23 protein-coding genes and 1 pseudogene are annotated in these 24010 nt (G+C 70.8%); 11 read left to right on the forward strand and 13 right to left on the reverse strand.

Annotation, left to right across the window (positions count from 1 at the left end):
- Window positions 1-109 precede the first annotated feature (109 nt).
- From ACFYMM_RS03720 to ACFYMM_RS03735, 4 genes are read right to left on the reverse strand one after another with little or no spacing between them, the layout of a single operon-like run.
- Window positions 110-1201: an amidohydrolase family protein gene (locus ACFYMM_RS03720; RefSeq protein WP_388383463.1), complete on the reverse strand. Its 1092-nt coding sequence runs from the start codon at window positions 1199-1201 to the stop codon at window positions 110-112.
- A gap of 21 nt (window positions 1202-1222) precedes the next feature.
- Window positions 1223-2014, reverse strand: a complete 792-nt coding sequence (locus ACFYMM_RS03725) for an amino acid ABC transporter ATP-binding protein (protein ID WP_388383465.1) — start codon at window positions 2012-2014, stop codon at window positions 1223-1225.
- Window positions 2011-2847 carry an amino acid ABC transporter permease gene (locus ACFYMM_RS03730; RefSeq protein WP_388383467.1) on the reverse strand — a complete coding sequence of 279 codons (837 nt, stop codon included), beginning with the start codon at window positions 2845-2847 and terminating at the stop codon, window positions 2011-2013. Before ACFYMM_RS03730 ends, ACFYMM_RS03725 begins: the two co-directional genes overlap by 4 nt.
- 4 nt (window positions 2848-2851) lie before the next feature.
- On the reverse strand, window positions 2852-3730 hold the full coding sequence (locus ACFYMM_RS03735; RefSeq protein WP_388383469.1) for an ABC transporter substrate-binding protein: 879 nt from the start codon (window positions 3728-3730) through the stop codon (window positions 2852-2854).
- 196 nt (window positions 3731-3926) lie between these two features.
- On the opposite strand from ACFYMM_RS03735, the gene ACFYMM_RS03740 reads away from it, so the two are divergent.
- The 5 genes from ACFYMM_RS03740 to thpD all read left to right on the forward strand — a co-directional run bounded on the left by ACFYMM_RS03740 (window position 3927) and on the right by thpD (window position 8400).
- Window positions 3927-4988, forward strand: coding sequence for a pyridoxal-phosphate-dependent aminotransferase family protein (locus ACFYMM_RS03740; RefSeq protein ID WP_388384478.1), 1062 nt, complete (start codon window positions 3927-3929; stop codon window positions 4986-4988).
- A gap of 243 nt (window positions 4989-5231) precedes the next feature.
- Window positions 5232-5747: a diaminobutyrate acetyltransferase gene (gene ectA, locus ACFYMM_RS03745; RefSeq protein ID WP_388383472.1), complete on the forward strand. Its 516-nt coding sequence runs from the start codon at window positions 5232-5234 to the stop codon at window positions 5745-5747.
- A gap of 13 nt (window positions 5748-5760) precedes the next feature.
- Window positions 5761-7032, forward strand: a complete 1272-nt coding sequence (gene ectB / locus ACFYMM_RS03750) for a diaminobutyrate--2-oxoglutarate transaminase (RefSeq protein WP_388383474.1) — start codon at window positions 5761-5763, stop codon at window positions 7030-7032.
- A 65-nt stretch (window positions 7033-7097) separates the two neighbouring features.
- Window positions 7098-7502: an ectoine synthase gene (locus ACFYMM_RS03755; protein WP_388383476.1), complete on the forward strand. Its 405-nt coding sequence runs from the start codon at window positions 7098-7100 to the stop codon at window positions 7500-7502.
- Between the two features lie 7 nt (window positions 7503-7509).
- Window positions 7510-8400 (forward strand): ectoine hydroxylase, encoded by an 891-nt coding sequence (thpD, locus tag ACFYMM_RS03760; protein WP_388383478.1) that lies wholly within the window; start codon window positions 7510-7512, stop codon window positions 8398-8400.
- Between the two features lie 6 nt (window positions 8401-8406).
- Here the strand turns inward: thpD and ACFYMM_RS03765 are convergent, their stop codons facing one another.
- The 5 genes from ACFYMM_RS03765 to ACFYMM_RS03785 all read right to left on the reverse strand — a co-directional run bounded on the left by ACFYMM_RS03765 (window position 8407) and on the right by ACFYMM_RS03785 (window position 13093).
- Window positions 8407-9468, reverse strand: a complete 1062-nt coding sequence (locus tag ACFYMM_RS03765; protein WP_388383479.1) for an aminotransferase class V-fold PLP-dependent enzyme — start codon at window positions 9466-9468, stop codon at window positions 8407-8409.
- 97 nt (window positions 9469-9565) lie between these two features.
- The gene (locus ACFYMM_RS03770) at window positions 9566-10282 is read right to left on the reverse strand and encodes a DsbA family oxidoreductase (protein ID WP_388383481.1); all 717 of its coding nucleotides are present in this window, start codon (window positions 10280-10282) and stop codon (window positions 9566-9568) included.
- Window positions 10283-10377: 95 nt separating this feature from the next.
- A complete protein-coding gene (locus tag ACFYMM_RS03775; RefSeq protein ID WP_388383482.1) occupies window positions 10378-10884 on the reverse strand; it encodes a GNAT family N-acetyltransferase in 507 nt (168 codons plus the stop codon).
- A gap of 73 nt (window positions 10885-10957) precedes the next feature.
- Window positions 10958-11563 carry a DUF1349 domain-containing protein gene (locus tag ACFYMM_RS03780; RefSeq protein ID WP_388383484.1) on the reverse strand — a complete coding sequence of 202 codons (606 nt, stop codon included), beginning with the start codon at window positions 11561-11563 and terminating at the stop codon, window positions 10958-10960.
- On the reverse strand, window positions 11564-13093 hold the full coding sequence (locus tag ACFYMM_RS03785; RefSeq protein WP_388383485.1) for an aldehyde dehydrogenase (NADP(+)): 1530 nt from the start codon (window positions 13091-13093) through the stop codon (window positions 11564-11566). It abuts the gene before it with no gap.
- Between the two features lie 139 nt (window positions 13094-13232).
- Here ACFYMM_RS03785 and ACFYMM_RS03790 point away from each other — a divergent pair, with 139 nt between their 5' ends.
- The 3 genes from ACFYMM_RS03790 (at window position 13233) to ACFYMM_RS03800 (ending at window position 16066) form a co-directional block, all read left to right on the forward strand.
- Window positions 13233-14006 (forward strand): IclR family transcriptional regulator, encoded by a 774-nt coding sequence (locus ACFYMM_RS03790; protein ID WP_388383487.1) that lies wholly within the window; start codon window positions 13233-13235, stop codon window positions 14004-14006.
- A gap of 42 nt (window positions 14007-14048) precedes the next feature.
- Window positions 14049-14549, forward strand: coding sequence for a GNAT family N-acetyltransferase (locus tag ACFYMM_RS03795; RefSeq protein ID WP_388383488.1), 501 nt, complete (start codon window positions 14049-14051; stop codon window positions 14547-14549).
- Between the two features lie 65 nt (window positions 14550-14614).
- Window positions 14615-16066, forward strand: a complete 1452-nt coding sequence (locus ACFYMM_RS03800; protein WP_388383489.1) for a peptidoglycan D,D-transpeptidase FtsI family protein — start codon at window positions 14615-14617, stop codon at window positions 16064-16066.
- Between the two features lie 10 nt (window positions 16067-16076).
- On the opposite strand, the gene ACFYMM_RS03805 is transcribed toward ACFYMM_RS03800, so the two are convergent.
- On the reverse strand, window positions 16077-17528 hold the full coding sequence (locus ACFYMM_RS03805) for an NCS2 family permease (RefSeq protein WP_388383492.1): 1452 nt from the start codon (window positions 17526-17528) through the stop codon (window positions 16077-16079).
- A 235-nt stretch (window positions 17529-17763) separates the two neighbouring features.
- Between ACFYMM_RS03805 and ACFYMM_RS03810 the strand changes: the two genes are divergently transcribed.
- From ACFYMM_RS03810 to ACFYMM_RS03820, 3 genes and pseudogenes are all read left to right on the forward strand, one after another.
- A complete protein-coding gene (locus ACFYMM_RS03810; protein WP_388383494.1) occupies window positions 17764-18330 on the forward strand; it encodes a SigE family RNA polymerase sigma factor in 567 nt (188 codons plus the stop codon).
- A complete protein-coding gene (locus tag ACFYMM_RS03815; RefSeq protein ID WP_388383496.1) occupies window positions 18327-19172 on the forward strand; it encodes a hypothetical protein in 846 nt (281 codons plus the stop codon). Before ACFYMM_RS03810 ends, ACFYMM_RS03815 begins: the two co-directional genes overlap by 4 nt.
- A gap of 306 nt (window positions 19173-19478) precedes the next feature.
- Window positions 19479-20528 (forward strand): annotated as a pseudogene (locus tag ACFYMM_RS03820) (glycoside hydrolase family 43 protein); the annotation flags it as partial.
- Window positions 20529-20543: 15 nt separating this feature from the next.
- On the opposite strand, the gene ACFYMM_RS03825 reads toward ACFYMM_RS03820, so the two are convergent.
- The 3 genes from ACFYMM_RS03825 to ACFYMM_RS03835 form a co-directional block, all read right to left on the reverse strand.
- The gene (locus ACFYMM_RS03825) at window positions 20544-21341 is read right to left on the reverse strand and encodes an HAD family acid phosphatase (RefSeq protein ID WP_388383498.1); all 798 of its coding nucleotides are present in this window, start codon (window positions 21339-21341) and stop codon (window positions 20544-20546) included.
- Window positions 21342-21455: 114 nt separating this feature from the next.
- Window positions 21456-22583 (reverse strand): pectinesterase family protein, encoded by a 1128-nt coding sequence (locus tag ACFYMM_RS03830; RefSeq protein ID WP_388383500.1) that lies wholly within the window; start codon window positions 22581-22583, stop codon window positions 21456-21458.
- 82 nt (window positions 22584-22665) lie between these two features.
- On the reverse strand, window positions 22666-23982 hold the full coding sequence (locus tag ACFYMM_RS03835; protein ID WP_388383502.1) for a polysaccharide lyase family 1 protein: 1317 nt from the start codon (window positions 23980-23982) through the stop codon (window positions 22666-22668).
- Between the last annotated feature and the right edge of the window lie 28 nt (window positions 23983-24010).

Here is a 24010-nt window from a genome sequence, read left to right on the forward strand (position 1 = left end):
CCGTAGCGCCGCCGCCGGCGCCCGTACGCCCTGGTGCGCCGCCCTCCCCTGCCCCCGCCCCCGCCCGCACAAGCGGAACCCGCGGTCCGGGGCCGGCCGGCGCCGGGGCTCACCCGACGACTCGGCCGCGCAGTACCACCCGGCGCGGTGCCGCCAGTACGCGTACGTCCGCGCGGGGGTCCTCGTCGTAGACGACGAGGTCGGCTCGGGCGCCCTCTTCGAGGGCCGGGCGGCCCAGCCAGGCGCGGGCGCCCCAGGTGGCCGCGGACAGCGCGGCGAGGGGCGGGAGGCCGGCGGTGACCAGTTCCGCGACCTCGGCGGCGACCAGGCCGTGGGGCAGCGAGCCGCCGGCGTCCGTGCCGACGAACACCGGGATCCCGGCGTCGTAGGCGCCGCGCACGGTGTCGTAGCGCCGCTCGTGCAGCCGGCGCATGTGCGCCGACCAGCGCGGGTAGCGGGACGCGCCGCCGTCCGCGAGCCGCGGGAAGGTGGCGATGTTGACGAGGGTCGGGACGATCGCGACCCCGCGTTCGGCGAAGAGCGGGATCAGGTCGTCGGTCAGGCCGGTGGCGTGCTCGACGCAGTCGATGCCCGCCTCCACCAGGTCGCGCAGGCTGTTCTCGGCGAAACAGTGCGCGGTGACGCGGGCGCCGAGCCGGTGCGCCTCGGCGATGGCCGCGCCGGCCGCCTCGCGGGGCCAGCAGGGCGCCAGGTCGCCGAGGTCGCGGTCGATCCAGTCGCCGACCAGCTTGACCCAGCCGTCACCGCGCCGGGCCTCCTGGGCGACGTACGCGACCAGGTCCTCCGGCTCGATCTCATGGGCGTAGCCGCGGATGTAGCGGCGGGTGCGGGCGATGTGCCGGCCGGCCCGGATGATCTCCGGGAGGTCCTCGCGGTCGTCGACCCACCGGGTGTCGGAGGGCGAGCCGGCGTCCCGGACGAGCAGAGTGCCGGCCTCCCGGTCGGTCAGCGCCTGCTTCTCGGCCGTGTCGGCGTCGACCGGCCCGTGCGCGCCGAGGCCCACATGGCAGTGCGCGTCGACCAGCCCGGGCAGCGCCCAGCCCCGCACCTCCCGCACATCGCGGGCGCCGCCCGGACGGTCGTACGAGATCCGTCCGTCCACCACCCACAGCTCGTCACGGACCTCGTCGGGGCCGACGAGGATTGGCCCCTTCAGGTGCAGCACCGCCTGATCGCTCATGTACCGCACCCTAGTGAAGCCCTACTCGCGCGTCCCCACCTGGTCGGAGGTTCCCTCCTCCACCTCGGCCATCGCCGGGTCGAGGAGGCGGGAGAGGAAGTGGCGGGTGCGGTCGTGGGCGGGGCGGGTGATGACCTGGTCCGGGGGGCCGTCCTCGACGACCACTCCGCCGTCCATGAAGACGACCCGGTCGGCGACCTCGCGGGCGAAGGTCATCTCGTGGGTGACGACCATCATGGTCATGCCCTCGTGGGCGAGCATCCGCATGACCGCGAGCACGTCGCCGACCAGTTCCGGGTCGAGCGCGGAGGTCGGCTCGTCGAAGAGCATCACCTCGGGGTCCATGGACAGCGCGCGGGCGATCGCCACCCGCTGCTGCTGGCCGCCGGAGAGGGAGGCCGGGTAGGCGTCCGCCTTCTCGGACAGGCCCACGCGCGACAGGTTCTCGGCCGCCACCCGCGCGGCCGCCGCCTTGTCCCGGCCGAGCACCCGGCGCTGCGGCAGCGTGAGGTTCTCGGTCACGGTGAGGTGCGGGAACAGGTTGAACTGCTGGAAGACCATGCCGATACGGCGGCGTGCGGCGTCGATGTCGACGTCCGGGTCGGTCAGTTCGGTGCCGCCGACGAAGACCTGGCCCCTGGTCGGCTCCTCCAGCAGGTTGACGCAGCGCAGCAGGGTCGACTTGCCGGAGCCGGAGGGGCCGATGACGCAGACCACGTCACCCTGGCCGATCTCCAGGTCGATGCCGCGCAGCACCTGGTTGTCGCCGAAGGACTTGTGCAGGTCCCGGATCCGGATCTCGGGGGTGCTCACTTGACGGCCTCCCGGGCCTTGGCCTCCATGCGGCGGACGACGAAGCCGAGCGGGATCGTGACCAGCAGGTAGCACAGTCCGGCGACGAGGATCGGCGTGGAGTTGGCGGTCGTGCTGGCCAGGTCGCGGCCGAACTTGGACAGCTCGCGTTCCTCCAGGGTGACGCCGATGACCAGGACCAGCGAGGAGTCCTTGAACAACTGGACGAGTTCGTTGGTCAGCGGCGGCAGGATGATGCGGAAGGCCTGCGGGATGACGATGGAGACCATGGCCCGGGCGTGCGAGAAGCCCAGCGAACGGGCCGCCTCCAGCTGTCCCTTGGGGACGGCCTGGATGCCGGCGCGGACGGTCTCCGCGATGTAGGCGGCGGCGACCACGCCGAGCGCGATGGCCGCCTTGCCGTAGGTGCCGCCGATGATCTCCGTGCCGGGGAAGGCCAGGGGGACGGCCACGCCGACGAAGATGAAGATCAGCAGGGCGGGCAGGCCGCGGAAGATCTCGATGTAGAGGCCCGCGAGCCAGCGGTAGGGCGCCACGGACGACAGCCGCATCAGCGCGAGCACCAGGCCGAGGCTGAGCCCCACGGCGAAGCCGAACAGGGTGTACAGCACGGTGTTCTTCAGGGCCAGCGTGATGACGTCCGGGAACATCTGACGGGCGATGTCCCACTGCGCGAACTGGTTCTGCAGCCGTCCCCAGTCGGCGCCGGCCGCCAGGGCGATCACGACGCCGAGGAAGACGGTGTACTGGATGCCGCGCGACAGCCGGCGCTTCTGGCGCCGGGTCAGGCCCTTCCTCCTGGGCGGGCGTACCTGTACGTCGGTGGCGGTCATCGGGTCAGGAGGCCGAGGGGGAGGCGGTGGCGGCCGGGGAGGCGGCGGAGGCGTCGTAGGGGCCGATCCACTTCTCGTACAGCTTCTTGTAGGTGCCGTCGGCCTTGGCGTCGGCGAGCGCCTTGTTGATGGCGGCGAGGAGCTTGGTGTTGCCCTTCTTCACCGTGAAGCCGTACTGCTCGCCGGTGTTGAGGTTGTCCACCACCTTGAAGGCGCCGGCGTTGGTGGTGTCCTTGAGCCAGCCCTGGACGACGGGGTAGTCGATGATGACGGCCTGGACCTGGCCGGTGCGCAGACCGTTGAGGAGCGCGTCGGAGGACTCGAAGGAGACGGCGTCGAAGCCCCGCTTCTTCGCGTAGTCCTCGCCGGTGGTCTGTGCCTGGGCGCCGAGCTTCCTGCCCTTGGCCTTGACGTCGGCCAGGGAGGTCAGGCCGCTCTTCTTGTCGACGAGGACGGCCTGGGTGGCGTTGAAGTAGGGGGCGGAGAAGTCGACGTGCTTCGCGCGCTCGGCGGTGATCGTCATGCCGGCCGCCGCGAGGTCGCACTGGCCGGAGTTGAGGAACGCGCCGGTCTTGAAGTTCTCGAAGGGGGTGTCGACGACGGCCTGCTTCACTCCGAGGTCCTTGGCGACCAGGTCGACGAGGGAGACGTCGAAGCCCTGGACCTTGCCGCCGATCTCGGACTGGAAGGGCGGGTACGGCAGGTGGGTGCAGGTGGTGAGCTGCCCGGCCTTGACGACCTCGACGCCGCCGACGGCGGTCTTCGAGCCGCCGCTGTTGCCGGTGGAGGTGCAGGCGGAGGCACCGACAGCCACGAGCGCCAGCCCTGCCGTCGCGGTGATGGCGGCCCGGATACGGGTCCGGCGCCCGGAGAAGGTGTGCACGGGGGGCCTCCTGTGGGGGAACTGTGGGTTCCGATTATAAGGAGAAGTTTGGGTCTCTCAAATCAAACCGTTGGTCACTGGGCCGTCCGACCTGAGAAGTCACCAGTCGGAGGGGTGGGGAGCGGGCCGGATACCCTCGACTTCGTTACCCCGTGACCGCCCCTTGACTCCTACCGTGAGCGAAGAGAGCACCGCCGTGACCCACCCCTTCCTCGACCTTCCGCCGCTGAGCGCCGCGCACTTCGCCTCCATCGAGGACCGGGTGGCCCGGCTGCTCGGCACCCGGCAGGACGTCGTGATCACGCAGGGCGAGGCGCTGCTGCCGCTGGAGGGGGCGATCCGGGCGACGGCCGGTCCGGGGACCACCGCGCTGAACGTGATCACCGGCCCCTACGGGCAGACCTTCGGGGACTGGCTGCGGGACTGCGGGGCGACGGTGCACGACCTCGCCGTGCCCTTCCACGCGGCGGTAGGCGCCGACCAGGTCCGGGAGGCGTTCGCCGAGCACCCGGAGATCGACTTCGTGTCACTCGTCCACGCGGAGGCGGCGACCGGCAACACCAACCCGGTCGCGGAGATCGGCGAGGCGGTACGGGAGCAGGGCGCCCTCTTCTACCTGGACGCGGTCGCCTCCGTCGGGGCGGAGCCGGTGCTGCCGGACGCGTGGGGCGTGGACCTGTGCGTGATCGGCGCGCAGAAGGCGATGGGCGGGCCGGCGGGGGTGTCGGCGGTGTCGGTGAGCGAGCGGGCGTGGGCCCGGATGGCGGCGAACCCGGCGGCGCCACGCCGCTCGTACCTCTCCCTGCTCGACTGGAAGGAGCGCTGGATCGACGGCGGACGCAAGGCGCTGCCCCATGCTCCGGCGCAGCTGGAGATGCTGGCCCTTCAGGCGTGCGTCGAGCGGATCGAGTCGGTGGGGCTGGAGACGGTGATGGCCCGCCACCGCGAGGCCGCGCGGGCCACCCGGGCCGGGGCGGCGGCACTGGGCGGCGGTCTGGAGCCGTACGTGCACGAGGAGCGGCACGCGGCACCGGTGGCGACGACCTTGCGGGTGCCGGCCGGGGTGGTGGCGTCGGAACTGGTGGCCCGCGCCCTGCGGGCCGACCCCTCGGTGCCCCTGGCCGCGGGCGGCGGAGCCCTGGCCGGGGAGATGGTCCGGGTCAACCACTACGGCGCCGACGCGACACCGGAAGCGGTCCGGGCGACCCTGACGGCCCTGGGCTCCGCCCTGGAGTCCATGACGGAATCGCGAAACTGATTCCGCGAATTCAAATTAATTTCACAATTCCCCTGAGGATAGCTTCCCGTATTCTTCTGCCCGCTTTTTGCGGAGCTAAACAAAGAGAGTTTCGTCCGGGTTTCACCTCTGTGACACACTCCACACGATGGGCGTTTTGACCGTTTTTGCCCGGGATGAAAGCGGACATTTCGCAGACCTTCACGCGCTCTCCAACAGACCCTCCCGTGCATTTTTGAATTTGCCTCGCTAAATTCAAGCCGTATGACTGCCGTACAAGCAGACCTGCTCATCGACCAACCGGCGGTGGCGGACGGAGCCTCGCTCTGGCGTATCGCCAAGGATTCCGGAAATCTCGACCTGAACTCGTCCTACAGCTATCTGCTGTGGTGCCGGGACTTCGCCGCGACCTCCGCCGTGGCACGCGGCGCCGACGGCGAGGCGGTCGGCTTCGTCACCGGGTACGTACGGCCGGAGCGGCCGCACACCCTGCTCGTCTGGCAGGTGGCGGTCGACGCCGCCCACCAGGGTCACGGCATCGCGGCCAAGCTGCTCGACGGACTGACCGCACGGCTCGCCGCCGAGCGCCGGATCACCGAGGTGGAGACCACCATCACCCCGGGCAACACCGCCTCCGAACGTCTGTTCACCTCGTACGCCGCCCGCCACGGCGCCTCGGTCACCCGCGAGGTGCTGTTCGCCACGGACCTGTTCCCGGACGGCCCGCACGACCCCGAAGTCCTGTACCGCATAGGCCCGTTGACCACCCCCTCGGCTTGAGGAGCGATTCCCCGTGACCATCACCCAGCCCGACCTCAGCGTGTTCGAGACCCTGGAATCCGAGGTGCGCAGCTACTGCCGTGGCTGGCCCACCGTGTTCGACCGTGCGCAGGGCAGCCGGATGTACGACGAGGACGGCCACGCGTACCTCGACTTCTTCGCCGGTGCCGGGTCACTCAACTACGGCCACAACAACCCGGTGCTCAAACGGGCGTTGATCGACTATCTGTCGCGGGACGGGGTCACGCACGGCCTGGACATGTCGACCACGGCCAAGCGGTCCTTCCTGCAGACCTTCCAGGATCTGGTGCTGCGGCCGCGTGATCTGCCGTACAAGGTCATGTTCCCGGGCCCGACGGGCACCAACGCCGTGGAGTCGGCGCTGAAGCTGGCCCGGAAGGTGAAGGGGCGCGAGGCGATCGTGTCGTTCACCAACGCCTTCCACGGGATGTCGCTGGGCTCCCTCGCCGTCACCGGCAACGCGTTCAAGCGGGCCGGGGCCGGGATCCCGCTGGTGCACGGCACGCCGATGCCCTTCGACAACTACTTCGAGGGCAAGGTCCCGGACTTCCTGTGGTTCGAGCGGCTGCTGGAGGACCAGGGCTCCGGGCTGAACAAGCCCGCCGCGGTGATCGTGGAGACCGTGCAGGGCGAGGGCGGCATCAACGCGGCCCGCCCCGAGTGGCTGCGCGCGCTCAAGGAGCTGTGCGAGCGGCAGGACATGCTGCTGATCGTCGACGACATCCAGATGGGCTGCGGGCGTACCGGCGCGTTCTTCTCCTTCGAGGAGGCCGGGATCGTGCCGGACATCGTCACCGTGTCGAAGTCCATCAGCGGCTACGGGCTGCCGATGTCGCTGTGCCTGTTCAAGCCGGAACTCGACGTGTGGGAGCCGGGCGAGCACAACGGCACCTTCCGCGGCAACAACCCCGCCTTCGTGACGGCCACGGCCGCGCTGGAGACGTACTGGGCCGACGGCTCCGCCATGGAGAAGCAGACCCGCTCCCGCGGCGAGCAGGTCGAGCGGGCACTGATCGCCATCACCGAGGAGAACCTCGCCGACGTCAAGGAGTACCGCGGCCGCGGACTCGTGTGGGGCCTGGAGTTCCACGACAAGGCGCGGGCCTCCCGTGTGGCCCGGCGCGCCTTCGACCTCGGACTGCTCATCGAGACCTCCGGTCCGGAGAGCGAGGTCGTCAAGCTGCTGCCGGCCCTGACCATCACCCCCGACGAGCTGGACGAGGGACTGAGCGTCCTCGCCCGCGCCGTCCGCGAAACGGCCTGAGAGACCGCCGGGCAAGCCCCGGCGAACCGTCCGGGAAACCGTCCAACAGGAGGAAGTGCACCACCGTGATCGTCCGTTCGTTCAAGGACATCGAAGGCACCGACCGGCACGTGAAAGCGGCGTCCGGCACCTGGGAGAGCAAACGGATCGTCCTCGCCAAGGAGCGGGTCGGCTTCTCCCTCCACGAGACGATCCTGTACGCCGGGACCGAGACGTCGATGTGGTACGCCAACCACGTCGAGGCCGTCGTCTGCGTCGAGGGCGAGGCCGAGCTGACCGACCACGAGACCGGGACGTCGTACACGATCACCCCCGGCACCATGTACCTCCTCGACGGCCACGAGCGGCACTCGCTGCGCGTCAAGGAGGACTTCCGCTGCGTCTGCGTGTTCAACCCGCCGGTCACCGGCCGGGAGGACCACGACGAGAACGGCGTCTACCCGCTGCTCACCGAACCCGAGGAGGTGTGACATCACCATGACCACGACCGTCACCGATCTCTACCCCACCCGAGGCACCACCGAGGCCTCCGTCCCCCGCCAGGACCCGGTCGTCTGGGGCTCCCCCGACACGCCCGGCCCGATCCCGACCGCCGACCTCCAGGCGTACGAGCGGGACGGCTTCCTCGCCGTCGACCAGCTGATCACCCCGGACGAGGTCGCCGTCTACCAGCGGGAGCTGGAGCGGCTGGTCACCGACCCGGGGATCCGGGCCGACGAACGGTCCATCGTCGAACCGAAGTCCAAGGAGATCCGCTCGGTCTTCGAGGTGCACCGGATCAGCGAGGTGTTCGCCGGGCTGGTGCGCGACGAGCGCGTGGTCGGGCGGGCCCGGCAGATCCTCGGCTCCGACGTGTACGTCCACCAGTCCCGGATCAACGTCAAGCCGGGCTTCGGGGCCAGCGGCTTCTACTGGCACTCGGACTTCGAGACCTGGCACGCCGAGGACGGGCTGCCGAACATGCGGACCGTGTCCGTCTCGATCGCGCTGACCGAGAACTACGACACCAACGGCGGGCTCATGATCATGCCGGGCTCGCACCGGACGTTCCTGGGATGCGCCGGCGCCACGCCCGAGGACAACTACAAGAAGTCGCTGCAGATGCAGGACGCGGGCACGCCCTCCGACGAGGCGCTGACCGCCCTGGCGGGCGAGCACGGCATCCGGCTGTTCACCGGCCGGGCCGGTTCGGCGACCTGGTTCGACTGCAACTGCATGCACGGGTCCGGCGACAACATCACGCCGTTCCCGCGCAGCAACGTCTTCATCGTCTTCAACAGCGTGGAGAACACCGCGGTCGAGCCCTTCGCGGCACCCATCCGCCGCCCGGAGTTCATCGGCGCCCGCGACTTCACCCCGGTCAGGTAGCCGGCGTCAGCCGGACAGCACGTCCAGCAGGCGGTCCACGTCGGCCGGCGTGTTGTACAGGTGGAACGAGGCGCGCAGGTTGCCCGCCCGGTCGGACACCTCGATCCCGGCCCGCCCCAGCTCGGGCTGCCGCCCGCCGAGTCCGGGCACGGAGACGATGGCCGAGCCGGGCGCGGGCAGCGCCTCGTGCCCGAGGTCCGCGAGCCCGGCCCGGAAACGGCCGGCGAGGGCCAGGTCGTGGCTGTGTACGGCGGCCACGCCCAGCTCCTCGATCAACGCGAGCGAGTGACGCACCCCGGCGTAGGTGAACAGGGCCGGGCTGACGTCGAACCGCCGGGCGGTGCGGGCGAGTTCCCGGACGGGGCCGTAGCAGCTGTCCCACGGGTTCTCGGCCGCGACCCAGCCGGCCAGCAGCGGGGTAAGCCCGCCGAAGTCCTCCGGGACGACGAGGAAGGCCGCCCCGTGCGGGCCGAGCAGCCACTTGAAGGTGGTGGAGACGGTGAAGTCGTAGCGGCTCGCGTCCATCGGCAGCCAGCCCGCGGCCTGCGAGAAGTCGACGTAGGTGCGTGCCCCGTGGGTGCGGGCGGCCTCGCGCAGGGCGGGCAGGTCGGCGATCCGGCCGTCGGCGGACTGGGCGGCACTGACCGCGACCAGCGCGGTGCCGGGTCGGACGGACTCGGCGAGCCGCTCCAGCGGTACGGCCCGGACCTTGAGGTCGCCGCGGGTGTGGAAGGGGTTCACCACGGAGGTGAAGTCGTCCTCGGCGGTGAGGACCTCGGCGCCGGGCGGCAGCGCGGCGGCGACCAGTCCGCTCTGGGCGGAGACCGAGGCGCCCGCCGCCACCCGGGCCGCCGGCACCCCGGCCAGCCGGGCGAAGGCGGCGCGGGCCGTCTCCACGTCCTCGAACAACGGGTCCAGCGGCCTGCCCTCGGCCCTGATCGCCAGCGCCTCGTGCAGGGCGGCGACGGTACGGGCCGGGAGCAGGCCGCTGGTCGCGGTGTTCAGGTAGGTGTTCTTCGGGGCGAACTCGGCGCGGACGAGGGTCTCGAACGTCTCCGTGGTCTCCATGGGACCACTGTGCGGCCCCCGGGAAGTCCCCGTCCATCGCCGATTTCTACGTGGTTTCGCCAAGCGATGCTTATACACCCGGCCCGGCCTGGTCTTCTCAGGCCTGGGGCACCGCGCACCCGTCCGGGCCGCAGGCGTCCGCGTCACCCCGGTCGATCAGCCGAAGCGGCGAACGCTCGCCCCACGCCTGGGTCAGCGCCTGGGTGAAGACCTCGACGGGCTGGGCGCCGGAGACCCCGTAGGCGCGGTCGAGGACGAAGAAGGGGACGCCGTTCGCGCCGAGCCGGGCGGCCTCGCGCTCGTCGGCGCGGACCTCGTCGGCGTAGGCGGCCGGGTCGGCGAGAACCGCGCGAACGGCGTCGGCGTCCAGGCCCGCCTCGACGGCCAGCTCCACCAGCCGTTCGTCGCCCTCGCTGAACAGGGAGCGCTCCTCGGCGAAGTTCGCCCGGTACAGGATCTGGATCAGCTCGTCCTGCCTGCCCTGCTCCTTGGCGAGGTGCAGCAGGCGGTGCAGGTCGAAGGTGTTGCCGTGGTCGCGGTCGCGGGTGCGGTAGTCCAGGCCCTCGGCGGCGGCCTGCGCGCCCAGGTTGTCCTCGCCCGCCTGGGCCTGCGCCTCGCTCATGCCGTACTTCTTGCCGAGCATGGCGAGCACCGGCTGCACATCGCCCTTGGCGCGGCCGGGGTCCAGCTCGAAGGAGCGGTGCACCACCTCGACCTGGTCACGGTGCGGGAAGGAGGCCAGCGCCTTCTCGAAGCGGGCCTTGCCCACGTAGCACCAGGGACAGGCGATGTCCGACCAGATCTCGACGCGCATGTTCTCGGCTCTTTCCGGCTCGTACCACTGCGGAGGCTCCCTCCGCCAGGTGGATGAACGTTCAAGCAGCCGGTTTCATTCCCCGCTCCCCGCCGTCATCCGCCCCGCACGTCGAAGCGCAGGAAGAGGTGGTGGTCGTCCTCGGCCGGCGGGTTCTCCGGGTCCGGTACCCAGCCCTGGCGGGCGTAGAAGGCCTGGGCGCGGGCGTTGTCCACGTGGACGTCGAGTACGGCGGTCCGCCTGCCGTCGGCCCGCCACTGTTCGACGCAGGCCGCGTGCAGGGCCGTGCCGATGCCGGCCCGCCACTGCCCGGGGTCGACGTGGAACTGGAACAGCTTCACCCGGTCGGCGGGGGCGCCCTCCGGGGTGCGGAAGGAGGCGATCGCGACGGTACGGCCCTGCCCGACGGCGCACAGCACCTGGCCGTCCGGCCGCTCGATGGAGCCCCGCCAGGCCTCGGCCCAGTCGATGTCCTGCTGGGGCAGTCCGTCCGGGTAGTACGTCGAGCGGGCGCGGACGTGCAGGTCTGCGATGATCTCCGCCTCCGCGGGCAGAGCGGTCCTGATCACCAGGGAGTCGTTGGTCCGGTGCGCTTTGATCATGCAGTGGAGGACGTGCCGGCGCCGCCCGCGGTTCCCCGCCGGCGGCGCGGCCCGCCCGCCCTCGTCCGGCGGCTCAGCTTCCGTCCCGCAGGTCCTTCGGCCAGCCGTCCCGGAACTCGATGTGGTCGTACGTCACCACGCAGCCCTCCCCCATCGGCGACTGGGCCATGAAGCCGACCAGCGCCGCGCCGGTCTCCTTCTCCTCGCCGAGGGTGAACAGCCGTACGAAGGTCCAGCGCTCGCCGTCCCGGGAGGCGTGGAAGGCGAAGGCCCGGCCGGTGCGGCTGATCCGGAGCCAGACGGAACTGCCGTTCACGGTGAAGGAGTTGGCGTCGTCGGAGCGTCCCCGGGTGACCACCGTGCAGACGGTGGGCACGTCCGGGGAGTACTCCAGGCACAGCTTGGCCCAGGCCCGGTCGCCGACGTGGACGTACAGCACGCCCGCGTCGAAGGCGCCGGCGAAGCCCACGGTGACCCGTGCGATCAGCTGGAAGTCGGCCTCGGAGGGCGCTCCCAGCAGCCGGGGCGCGTCGGAGGCGGGCTCCAGCGCCTCCTCGGTGGGCGGCACGAACCGGTCCTGCCGGGGGCCGGCCCACCCGGTGAGCACGCCGTCGTCGTAGGACCAGTTGCCGTCGGGTCCGTAGGTGCGCAGCTCGAAGGGCAGTTCGGGCAGGTGCATTCAGCGCTCCAGGACTCCGTCGTACCGGCGGGGCAGGCCCAGCGGGTTGTCGTCCCGCAGCTCCGCGGGCAGCAGGGCCTCGGGGGCGTTCTGGTAGGCGACCGGCCGCAGCCACCGCTCGATGGCGGTGCCGCCGACGGAGGTCGAGGTGGAGGTGGTCGCCGGGTAGGGACCGCCGTGGTGCTGGGCCGGCGCGACGGCGACACCCGTCGGCCAGGCGTTCACCAGGACCCGGCCGGCCAGCGGCGTCAGCTCGGCGAGGATGTCCTGCCCGCGCCCGGCACCTGCCGCCTCCTCCTCGGAGAGGTGGACCGTCGCCGTGAGGTTGCCCGGCAGCCGCGACAGCACGGCCGTCGCCTCGCCCTCGTCGTCGTACCGGACGACCACGGTCACCGGTCCGAAGCATTCCTCCAGGAGCAGGTCGTGGGCCCCCTCCTCGGTCAGCTTGGCCGCGGGCACCGTCAGGAATCCGGCGCTGACGGTGTGTTCGCCGCCCGCGCCGGGGGTCACCGGGCTGTCCACGCCGTCCAGGCCGGCCCGTTCGGTGACACCGGCGAGGAAGTTGTCCCGCATGCGGTGGTCGAGCAGGACACCCGCGTCGGTGTCGCTGACCGCGTCCGTGAGGGACTTGACCAGGCCGTCACCGGCGCTGCCGGAGGGCACCAGGACCAGACCGGGCTTCACGCAGAACTGGCCGACGCCCAGCGTCATCGAACCGGCCAGCCCCGCGCCGATCGCCTCCCCGCGCTCGGCAGCCGCCGCCTCGGTGACGACGACGGGGTTCAGCGAGCCCAGCTCGCCGTGGAACGGGATCGGCACCGGACGGGCGGCCGCCGCGTCGAAGAGGGCACGGCCGCCGCGCACCGAACCGGTGAAGCCCGCGGCGGCGATCCGCGGATGCCGGATCAGCTCCAGGCCGGCCTCGAAGCCGTGCACCAGGCCGAGCACGCCCTCGGGGATGCCGTGCTCGGCGGCGGCCCGCCGCAGCACCTTGGCGACCAGCTCGGACAGGCCCGGGTGGTCGGGGTGGGACTTGACGACCACCGGGTTGCCGGCGGCCAGCGCGCTCGCGGTGTCGCCGCCGGCGACGGAGAAGGCGAAGGGGAAGTTGGACGCCGAGTAGACGGCCACGACACCCAGGGGCACCTTGTAGCGGCGCAGGTCCGGGATCGGCGGGGTCGCGGTGTCGTCGGGGTGGTTGATGACGACGTCGAGGAAGGCGCCCTCGTCCACGATGTCCGCGAAGGCGCGCAGCTGGTAGCAGGTCCGGGCGAGTTCGCCGGTCAGCCGCACGGGGCCGAGGGCGGTCTCGGCGTCGGCGGTCTCCACCAGCGCGTCCCCGGCCGCTTCCAGACCGGTGGCGGCGGAGCGCAGGAAGGCGGCGCGGACGGTGCGGTCGGCGAGGGCTCCGCGCGCGGAGTACGCCGCCTCGACGGTGGCGTCCACCTCCTCGGCCGTGGCCTCCACCGCAACCTGCTCACGCTGCTTCCCGGTGCGCGGGTCGACACTCCAGACTGGTGCTGCTGCCACCGCGGGTCCCTCCATGTAGTGCCGCAGATCTTCGTCATCCACCAGTGGCGTTCGATATACTGAACGCTGTCTCTGATGATGAATATGCTGTTCGGAGACTATAACTCCAGCATCTCGTCGAACGAAGGGGTCAACGGCGATGACGGCAGGCGAGGCAGGCGGCGGGGCACAGGTCAAGTCCGCGGTTCGGACCGTTGAATTGCTCGAGTACTTCGCCGGCCGGCCCGGTATGCACTCCCTGGCGGCCGTCCAGGAGGCCGTGGGTTACCCCAAGTCCAGCCTGTACATGTTGCTGCGCACGCTGGTGGAGCTGGGCTGGGTGGAGACGGACGCGACGGGCACCCGGTACGGGATCGGGGTGCGGGCGCTGCTGGTCGGCACCTCCTACATCGACGGCGACGAGGTGGTGGCGGCGGCCCGGCCGACCCTGGACCGGCTCTCCGACGACACCACGGAGACCATCCACCTGGCGCGTCTGGACGGCACGAACGTGGTGTACCTGGCCACCCGCCAGTCGCAGCACTACCTGCGCCCCTTCACCCGCGTGGGCCGCCGGCTGCCGGCCCACTCCACCTCCCTGGGCAAGGCGCTGCTGGCCACCCACACCGACGAGCAGGTCCGCAAGCTGCTGCCGGAGACCCTGCCGGCGCTGACCGAGCACACCATCACCGACCGGGAGAAGCTCATCGAGGAGCTGCACCAGGTGCGGGAGCAGGGCTTCGCCGTGGACCGCGAGGAGAACACGCTGGGACTGCGCTGCTTCGGCGTGGCCGTCCCGTACCGCACCCCGGCCCGGGACGCGATCAGCTGCTCGGTACCGGTGGCCCGGCTGACCCCGGCCCACGAGCAGATGATCAAGGACGCCCTGTTCGACGCCAGGGACCGGCTGACGCTCGCCACACGGAGACTGTGACCCCACGGGCCCCGGCCGGCGTGGCCGACGTAGCCTGGGCCGATGGAGATCGTGCTGCGCGAAGTCCGTGACCGTGATCTGCCGGTGTTCTTCCGGCAGCTGAACGACCCCGAGGCGCTGTGGATGGCCGCGTTCGGTCCCAAGGACCCGGCCGACCGCGCCGCCTTCGAGGCCCACTGGGCGCGGATCCGTTCCTCGTCCGCCGTGCCGCGCGCGGTGCTGGCCGACGGGGAGGTGGTGGGCAGCGCGGCGGTGTACGGGGAGCCGGGCGAGCGCGAGGTGACGTACTGGATCGAGCGCGCGCACTGGGGACGCGGCATCGCCACGGCGGCGCTGCGCGCCCTGCTCGCCGAGGTGCCCGAACGGCCGCTGTACGCGCGGGCGGCGGCGGACAACGCGGGGTCGCTGCGGGTGCTGGAGAAGTGCGGTTTCCGCGAGAGCGTGCGGGTGCGGGGGTTCGCGAACGCGCGCGACGCGGAGATCGACGAGGTGGTGCTGACGCTGGGCCCCAGGAGCACCGGTTCCGGAAGTGACGGTTCCTGAAAGGCCCATGAGAATCACGGGCGTACGGGAACGATCGTCCGCGCCCGCTCGTCTTCACGGGCGGGATGAACAAGACGATCAGGCGGGCATCCGTCTTCGCGCTGCTGCTCGTGCTCGCCCTGCTGGTCAGGGCGACCTGGGTGCAGTTCTACGACGGCCAGGCCCTAGCGAATGACAACGACAACCGGCGCAACGCGATCGAGACGTACTCGGCGCCGCTCGGGAACATCATCGTGGCCGGCAAGCCGGTCACCGGCTCGGCGCGGACGAAGGGCGGCGACCTCGCGTACAAGCGGACGTACACGAACGGCAAGCTGTACGCGGCGGTGACGGGCTACGCCTCGCAGGCGTACGCCCCGACCCAGCTGGAGGGCCTCTACGCCGATCTCCTCAAGGGCACCGACAGCCGGCTGAAGACCATGATGGACACCATCACGGGCCAGCGGGCCGATCCGGGCGACGTGGTCACCACCGTCGACCCGGACGTGCAGAAGGCGGGGTACGACGCGCTCGGCGGCAAGAAGGGCGGGGCGGTGGCGATCGACCCGAAGACGGGGAAGATCCTCGCGGCCGTCTCGACGCCGTCGTACGACCCCTCGTCGCTCACCGACGCGAACACCGCCGGTGCGGCCTGGCAGGCGCTCAACGCCGACAAGGACAAGCCGCTGACCAACCGCGCGCTGCGCCAGCCGCTGCCGCCGGGCTCGACGTTCAAGCTGGTCGTGGCGGCGGCCGCGCTGGAGAACGGCCTGTACAAGAACGTGGACGACCACACCGCCAGCCCCAACCCGTACACGCTGCCGGGCACCGTGCGTCCGCTGGCGAACGAGAACAGGTCGGCACCGTGTGAGAACGCCTCGATCCGCGTCGCCCTGCAGTACTCCTGCAACAACGTCTTCGGCAAGATGGCCGTCGACCTCGGGCAGGACAAGGTGCGGGCCATGGCCGAGAAGTTCGGCTTCAACGACGACCACCAGGACATACCGGTGCGGGCCTACGCCAGCGTGTATCCGTCCGGCATGGACAAGGCGCAGACCGGGCTGTCCGGCATCGGCCAGTTCGATGTCACCGCGACCCCGCTGCAGATGGCCATGGTGTCCGCCGCGATAGCCAACGGCGGCAAACTGGTCTCGCCGCACATGGTGTCGCAGATCACCAACAGCGGCGGTGACGTGCTGAAGAACTTCGACGACAGCGCCGACAGCAAGGAGATCGTCAGCTCCTCCACCGCCGAGCAGTTGCAGTCGGCCATGCAGACGGTGGTCGAGCAGGGCACGGGCACGAGCGCGAAGATCTCCGGTGTGACGGTGGGCGGCAAGACGGGCACGGCCCAGCACGGCGAGAACAACAGCCAGACGCCGTTCGCCTGGTTCACGTCCTTCGGGAAGAGCGGCGGCAAGGAGATCGCGGTGGCGGTGATGGTCGAGCAGTCGAACGCGGCTCGTTCGGAGGTCAGCGGCAACGGACTGGCCGCCCCCGTGGCCAGGGCGATGATGGAGGCGGCCCTCAAGAACTGAGTTCCGTCGGCTACTTCACGCCCAGCACCTGCTCCACCGGGTCGATCGCGAAGTACACCAGGAACAGCGCGGAGACGCCCCACAGCAGCCAGTTGACCTCCTTGGCCTTGCCGAGGACGGTCTTGACGAGGACGTAGGCCACGAAGCCGGCGCCGATGCCGTCGGTGATGGAGTACGTGAACGGCATGGCGGCGATGGTGAGGAAGGCCGGGACGGCGATCTCGTACCGGTCCCAGTCGATGTGCTTGACATGGGTCATCATCAGGAAGCCGACCGCGATCAGCGCGGGGGCCGCCGCCTGGAGCGGGACGATGGTCAGCAGCGGGGTGAGGAAGAGCGCCAGGCCGAAGAGGCCGCCGGTGACCAGGTTGGCGAAGCCGGTGCGGGCGCCCTCGCCGACGCCGGCCGCCGACTCGATGTAGGCGGTGTTGGAGGAGGCGGAGCCGATGCCGCCGGCCACGGCGGCGGCGCCGTCGATGAACAGCACGCGGCCGATGCCGGGCACCCGGCCCTCGTCGTCGAGCAGCCCGGCCTCGGCGCTGATGCCGACGATGGTGCCCATGGCGTCGAAGAAGTCGGACAGGATGAGGGTGAAGACCAGCAGGACGGCGGTGAGCGCGCCGGCCTTGGCGAAGCCGCCGAACAGGCTGAAGTGACCGACGAGTCCGAAGTCCGGGGGCGCGACGATCCTGTCCGGCAGCTTCGGGGTGGTCAGGCCCCAGCTCTTGATGTCGGCGACGGCGTCGATGACGACGGCGAGGGCCGTCATGGTCACGATGCTGATGAGGATCGCGCCCTTCACCTTGCGCGCGACCAGCGCGATGGTGAGCAGCACGCCGAGACAGAACACCAGCACCGGCCAGCCGGTGAGCCGGCCGGCCGCGCCGAGCTGCACCGGGACGGTGGTGTTCGCCGCGTCCGGGACGCGGCTGACGAACCCGGCGTCCACGAAGCCGATGAACGCGATGAACAGGCCGATGCCGACGCCGATGGCCTGCTTGAGCTGCTGCGGGATCGCGTTCATGATCGCTTCCCGGAGCCCGGTGACCACCAGGACGCAGATGAGGAGGCCTTCGAGGACCACCAGGCCCATGGCGTCGGGCCAGCTCATCAGGGGAGCCAGCTGGAAGGCGACGACGGCGTTCAGGCCGAGGCCGGCGGCGATCGCGAGGGGGAGGTTGCCGCCCACGCCCATGATGATCGTCATCACACAGGCCACCAGGGCGGTGGCGGTGACCAGTTGGCCGGTGTCGAGGGTGTGGCCGAACTTGTCCTTGGCGCTGCCCAGGATGATCGGATTCAGGACAAGAATGTAGGCCATCGTGAAGAACGTGGCGAAGCCGCCGCGTATCTCCCGGCCGAAGGTGGATCCCCGTTCGGAGATTCTGAAGTACCGGTCGACGCTGTTCCCGGCCGGTGGCGCGGCGCTCGGCCGCTGGTCCACCTTCTGCGTCTCGGACATGGTCGAACTCCTCGTCGCCTGCTGAGCGGTGTGCGGATGCTGGCTGGATTGTTCCCGCGTCGAACCCGTTTCAGGTTTTCCCCGTGTTACGGAATCGAGTGCCGGCCCGTCATACGGCGTTCGTACCCCCGTACGAACCAAACTGTTGATCGCTGCTACGCTTCCGCATCTCACTCGGGCCACCCCCGGATGCTTACATGTCATTCACCTGACACACACAGAGAGGGTTCCCCCCGTGGGCACAGTCGTCGACGACGCCGCCTCCGTGGAGTTCCATGCCTTCTTCGAACGGCACTACGCCGAACTCTCCCGTCTCGCCCGTCTGCTGACCGGTGAGGCGGACGCCGCCGACGACCTGGCGGCGGACGCGCTGCTGGCGCTGTGGCACCGCTGGGACCGGGTGCGCGCGGCCGACCACCCGGTGGCCTACGCGCGGGGCGTCGTCGCCAACCTGGCCCGTACCCGCATCCGCGGCGCGGTGCGCGAGCGCCGCCGGATCGCCCTGTTCTGGTCGCACCGGGAGGAGCTGACCGAGAACCCCGACATCGCCGGCGTGGTCGACGTACAGGAGGCGCTGCGCAGGCTGCCGTTCCGCAAACGGGCGTGTGTGGTGCTGCGGCACGCGTTCGACCTGTCGGAGAAGGACACCGCGCTCGCGCTCGGAGTGTCGGTGGGTACGGTTAAGAGCCAGACCTCCAAGGGCATGGCCGAACTGCAGCGGCTGCTCGGCGCCCAGGGGGTGCCGCGGCAGATGCAGGCGGCGATGGCGCGCAGCGGTGAGAGCGGAGGTCGGAGCCGATGAGGCAGCAGGACGTGCACGACGAACTGCGCGCCCGGCTGCACGAGGCGGCCGAGGCCCACGAGCCCGACCGCGCGCGCATCCTGGCCCGCGTCGAGCGGGGGATGGCCGCGCAGACCCGCCCCGACCACCGGGCCGTCCGGCCGCCCCTCCACGGCTGGCTCCGCGTGGCCGGCGCCACGGCCGCGGCGGCCGGGATGCTGGCGGCCGGCGGGTACGCGGTGGCGTCCGCGGTGAAGGGCGACCCGCCCGCCCGGCAGACGGTCGCCGTCTCCCCCACGCCGGCCCCCTCGCCGGACGCCACGATGCGGCCGCCGGTCCGTTCGGCCGTCCCGAGCGCCGGCGCCACGCGCTCCTCCCACGACCCGGGTTCACCCCCGGCCCCGGCCACGGGGACCCCGGGCGCCCCGCAGGCCACCACCGCCCCGGGCGAGCAGGACGGTCCGCTGTGGTCGGACGGCTCGGTCGATCCGCACGGCAACGACTTCTGGGCGCAGAGCGACATCACCCTGAGGACCTCGAAGCAACTGACCGCGCTGACCGTGCGGCTGACGGTGGCGGAGACCGGCGGGGTGTCCCCGACCGGTGCCTGGCGGACGCTGCCGGAGACCGACTTCACCCAGACCGTGGAGCAGCGGGACGGGTTCCTCGTCTACACCTGGGTACTCAAGGAGGGCCGTACGGTCCCCGTGGGCGAGTGGGTCTTCGCCGGGCAGTACAACCACGAGCGCGGCGGCCGCAGCGCGAAGAACGACGGCTACACGATCACCGGCACGGCGGCCGACGGACAGCACGCGGTACGGGGCGGATTCGTCCCGCACACCGGTGACGGCGGCCGTGCGTAGCGGCGGGGCGCCGACGCGGAAACAACCACTTGTTCGTTTTCCGCGTCCCTACCAGCACGACCCCGAGCTGCCGGCCTGAGCCCCCCTCGGCCGGCACCGGCCGGTTGGAGCCCCCCTCCACCGGCCAACGGAAGCGCCCCGTCGGTGACGACCGACGGGGCGCTTCTCCGTCCCCCGCTCGCGAACGGTCGAAAGTTTCGCGAGGTCTGATCGCGTGCTGATCGATTGACGTGCGCTTTACCCCTGGCCAGACTCCCCAGAACGCGCACCATCCCACAGAATCCCCCACACCCCCACAGGATCGCTATGCGCCCCCGCACCCTGCTCGTTCCCCTCGCCGCCCTTCTGCTGGCCCTGCTGACGGCCCCGCCCAGCACCGCGCACTCCGGAGCCCCGCCCGTGAGACACCCCCACTACGCCGGCTACCTCTTCGCCTACTTCACCGGCGAGGGAACCGCCGACGGCGAACAGATCCGCTACGCCCTCAGCAAGGGCAACGACCCGCTGCACTGGCGGGAGTTGAACGACGGTAAGCCGGTGCTGACCTCCACCATCGGCGAGAAGGGCCTGCGCGACCCCTTCGTCATCCGCTCCCCCGAGGGCGACAGGTTCTACCTCATCGCCACCGACCTGCGCATGTACCAGAACAGCAGCGGCAGCTGGGACTACGTGCAGCGGCACGGCAGTAGGTCGATCATGGTCTGGGAGTCCCGGGACCTGGTGCACTGGACCGACCGGCGACTGGCGAAGGTGTCCCCGGACAACGCGGGCAACACCTGGGCGCCCGAGGCGTACTGGGACGACGCGCTCGGTCAGTACGTGGTCTTCTGGGCGTCGAAGCTGTACGCGGACGACGACCCCGGCCACACGGGATCGACGTACAACAAGATGCTGTACGCGACGACGAGGGACTTCCGCACCTTCAGCGCGCCGAAGGTCTGGGACGACCCGGGGCACTCGGTCATCGACTCGACCGTGGTCAAGTACAAGGACACCTACTACCGCTACACCAAGGACGAGCGGGACCCCTCGTCCAGCTCCCCCTGCGCGAAGTTCATCACCGGCGAGAAGTCCACGAGCCTGACCAGCACGGCGTACGGCTTCGTCGCCGACTGCATCGGCAGCGGCTCCATCCAGCGCGGCGAGGGGCCGACGGTGTTCAAGTCGAACACCGAGCACAAGTGGTACCTGTTCATCGACGAGTACGGACTGCGCGGCTACGTCCCCTTCGAGACCACCGACCTCGACTCCGGCAAGTGGACCGAGTCCACCGGCTACGAACTGCCCGCCAGCCCCCGCCACGGCACGGTGATGCCGGTGACGAGGGCCGAGTACGACCGGCTGCTCAGGACGTACGGCTGAGCCGGGCGGTCACGACACGAAGTACGTCGGGTTCGGGATCTTGTACGTGCGGTCGGCGTAGCCGCCGTCGAGGTCCGAGTACTGGTCGCCGAAGTTGGCGATGATCTCGTACCCGAGGTCGTCCTCGATGTGCTTGCGCGTCCCGGACTTGTACTGCACGGTCGTGCAGTTCCAGGTGCCCGGGGTCGCGCAGGCGCTCAGGTAGGACGGCGGGTCGGCCTTGTCCTTCAGGAACATGTGACCGGCGTCGAGGTTCACATCGGCGCCGACCTTCTTCAGGTTCTGCACCGCCGCCGTGCGCTGCGCCTCGCTCAGGCCCGAGTTGTAGAAGACCTCGACACCCTTGGACTCGGCGTACCGCACCAGTTCGGGGCTGCCGAAGACGGCCGGACGGTCGGCCTTGTTCACGTAGTCGGCCCAGGTGGTGCCGTTGTAGGTGTAGTTGTAGCGCTTCTCGTAGTCGAGGCTGAGCAGCAGGGTGTCGTCGATGTCGAACATGACGGCGGGCTTCTCGCCCCGGTGGTGGGCCTTGCGCGCGGCCCGGTCGATGTAGCGCTCGGCGGCGGCGTCGAGCCGCGCGAGGTCCTTGGCGTACGGGCTGTCCGGGGACGCCTGGTACACGCCGTTGCTGTCGGCCGTGGTGCCGTAGTAGGTGTCGATGTCCTTCACCAGTTGCCCGATGTTGTAGGGCTCGTGGGTGGAGTTGGCGGTCGACTGACCCGCGGTGGCCGCGCCGGCGCCGTACAGGGCCCCACCGGCGAGGGCACAGGCGGCGGCAACGGCCGCGAAGCGAAGTGGCTTATGCATGACAGGTTTTCTACGCGCGTCACCCCGGTGAGCGCGAGGCCCGTTGCCCGATCGATACCATTCGGCCGGCCGGACGGCCCTCGCGTCCCCCGTCCGGGTGTCTGCGGATCGCCGTCAGCACCCCTTCCACGGGGTCCAGTCCCCGAGGTAGGCCTCCCTGGTCGCCGATCCGGCCTGGGCGTCGGTGAGCTGGGGCCGGTTCTCCGGCACGGTGACGACCGCGCCCGGCCCGGTGTTGCGGTACTCGGCGAACCGCTGGTCCTGCCATGGATGGGCGGCCGACATGTCGGTGTAGGGCGCGACCGCGTCGATGCCGGGGCCCAGCCAGGTGTCGCGGACCGTGAGCATCGGGCGGGCGGTGCTGTCCGAGCCGGGCACCCAGGGGCGGGCCAGCTTGTAGCAGGCGTCCGGGGCCTCGCTGCTGATCCGGCCGCGGGTGACGAGGTAGCCGCGCGGGTCGGCGAGGGCCGTGGAGGGCGCGAACACGAACCCGTAGGGCGGCGCCGTGAGGTCGGTGCGGTTCAGGGTGCGGAAGTGGCAGTGGTCGTAGACGGCCGTCGCCCGGCCGAAGACGAAGTCGACGTCGCCCTCGACGTAGCAGTGCGCGAAGTACTGGCGGGCGAAGGCGGCGAGGGCCGTCGTGTCGGCGTACAGGGTGTCCTGGTGGCCGAGGAACCGGCAGTGCAGGAAGGCGCTGCGGTCGCCCTGGACCTTGATCGCCACGGCCTGGGTGGCGGTGATGTCCGGGTGGTCGGCGCGCAGCCAGTCGTTGGCGAAGGTGATCCAGCGGGCGGTGAAGCCGTCGGCCTGGACGGTGGTGGTGGCCGAGCCGGTGGTGCCGTAGGTGCCGCCGCCGGGTTTGGCGGTGCCGGCCGCGTTGTCGTACACGATCACGACGTCACGCGCGTCCTCGGAGGCGCCGATCCAGGTCGCGTCGGTGCGGGTGACGTCGAGGGTGACCGTCTCCCGGTAGGTGCCGGGAGCCAGGACCAGGGTCCGGCCGCCGCCGCTCGCGGCGGTCACGGCGGCCTGGACGGAGGTGAAGTCGCCCCGGCCGTGCGGGTCGACGTAGAGGGTGCGGTCGTCGAGGCGGCGGGCCGGGGTCCCGTACCGGCCGAAGGGGCGGTGGCCGCCGGCGGCCCGGGCGGGGGCGGTCGCGAGGCCGAGAGCGGCGCCCGCCCCGGCGCCCGCCACGAGGAAACCCCGCCGGGACAGGGACGGTCGGGAGTGGGGCGAGGGCATGCGGGTGCTCCTTCGCAGCACGGGGAGGAGGAAGAGGAAGGGGTGGGCCGGGGCGGGGTGCCCCGACCCGTGGGCACGGGTCTCAGCACAGGTGGCCGGCGCCCGCCTGGTGGTCGACGATCCAGGGCACGGCCCGTGCCGGGTCCACCCTGGTGCGCAGGGTGGGCGTCCAGCCCGCGCCCGACTGGAGGATCTCGGACGGGATCTGGGCGTTGTGGACGGCGATCAGGTCCGTCGGGGCGCCGTTGACGTAGTTGTCGTCGGCGGTGAGCGGCGCCTCCTTCCACTTCTTCAGGATCGAACCGGCCTGGATCCCGTCCGGGAGGGTGAACGCGTTGTGCTCGGCGACCAGTTGCGACTCCATGCCGATGCCGTAGCTGTAGGAGAAGCCGTCCTCGGCGACGAAGTGGTTGTCGTAGGAGTCGACCTGGCCGAACCGGATGCGCGGGGCGCGCTCCACCAGGTTGGCGAACAGGTTGTGGTGGAAGGTGACCTTGAGGTGGCCCCGGTCGACGGCGGCCGTGGAGGCGCCGTCGCTGTTGCCGATCAGGATCGTCTTGTCGTGGTCCTCGAAGACGTTCCAGGAGGCGGTGACGAGGTCCGCGCCCTTGACGATGTCCAGTTCGCCGTCGTGCCGCTCGTAGATCCGCCCGAAGTAGTACGGCAGCGTGCTGTCCGGGTGGTCCCCGTCGGTGAAGGTGTTGTGGTCCATCCACACATGGGTCGAGCCGTAGACCACGGCGCTGTCGTACTCGGAGTTCCAGTTGCCGTCGGCGGTGTCGGTCGGGTCCCACTGCGGGAAGCAGTCGAGGGGGCTTTCCAGGCTCAGATTGCGGACGATGACGTTGTCGACGCCCTTGATCTGGAGGCTGGCGCCCTTGAATCCGGCGTCCTTGCCGACGCCGACGATCGTGGTGTTGGCCGGGACGTACGCCTTGACGTAGGCGTCCTGCCTGGCCTCCGAGGCGCGGCGCAGGCCCTCCGGACTGCCGGCGGGCTCGCCGTCGAGGTTGGTGGAGTGCCCCCACGCCTGCGGGGAGTACGTGGCCAGATAGGCGGCGAAGTCGTAGCCGGGCACCGCGAACGAGTCGCAGCTCGGCCCGTCGGCGTCGATCGTCCCCCGCACCCTGATGATCTTCGGCGCGCTGCCGCCGTCCGCGAGGGCGGCCTTGAAGGCGTCCCAGGTGGTGACGGTGTAGACGTGCGCGGGGTCGGCGGCGGCACCGCCGGTGGTCCCGGTGCCCGAGGCGCCCCAGCCGTCCTCCGCGGCCAGCACCTGGCGGTCGAGGCCGGGGAGGTTCCCGGCCCGCGCGGACGCCGTCGCGGTGACGGACAGGACGAGGGCCGTGCAGCCTCCGAGCACTGCAATGACGCGACCATGACATTTCCGTGTGCGCACTGTGCGGCTCTCCTTTGTCGGAAGGTCG

This window comes from Streptomyces sp. NPDC006739 (assembly GCF_042869815.1).
Classification (GTDB): Bacteria; Actinomycetota; Actinomycetes; order Streptomycetales; family Streptomycetaceae; genus Streptomyces.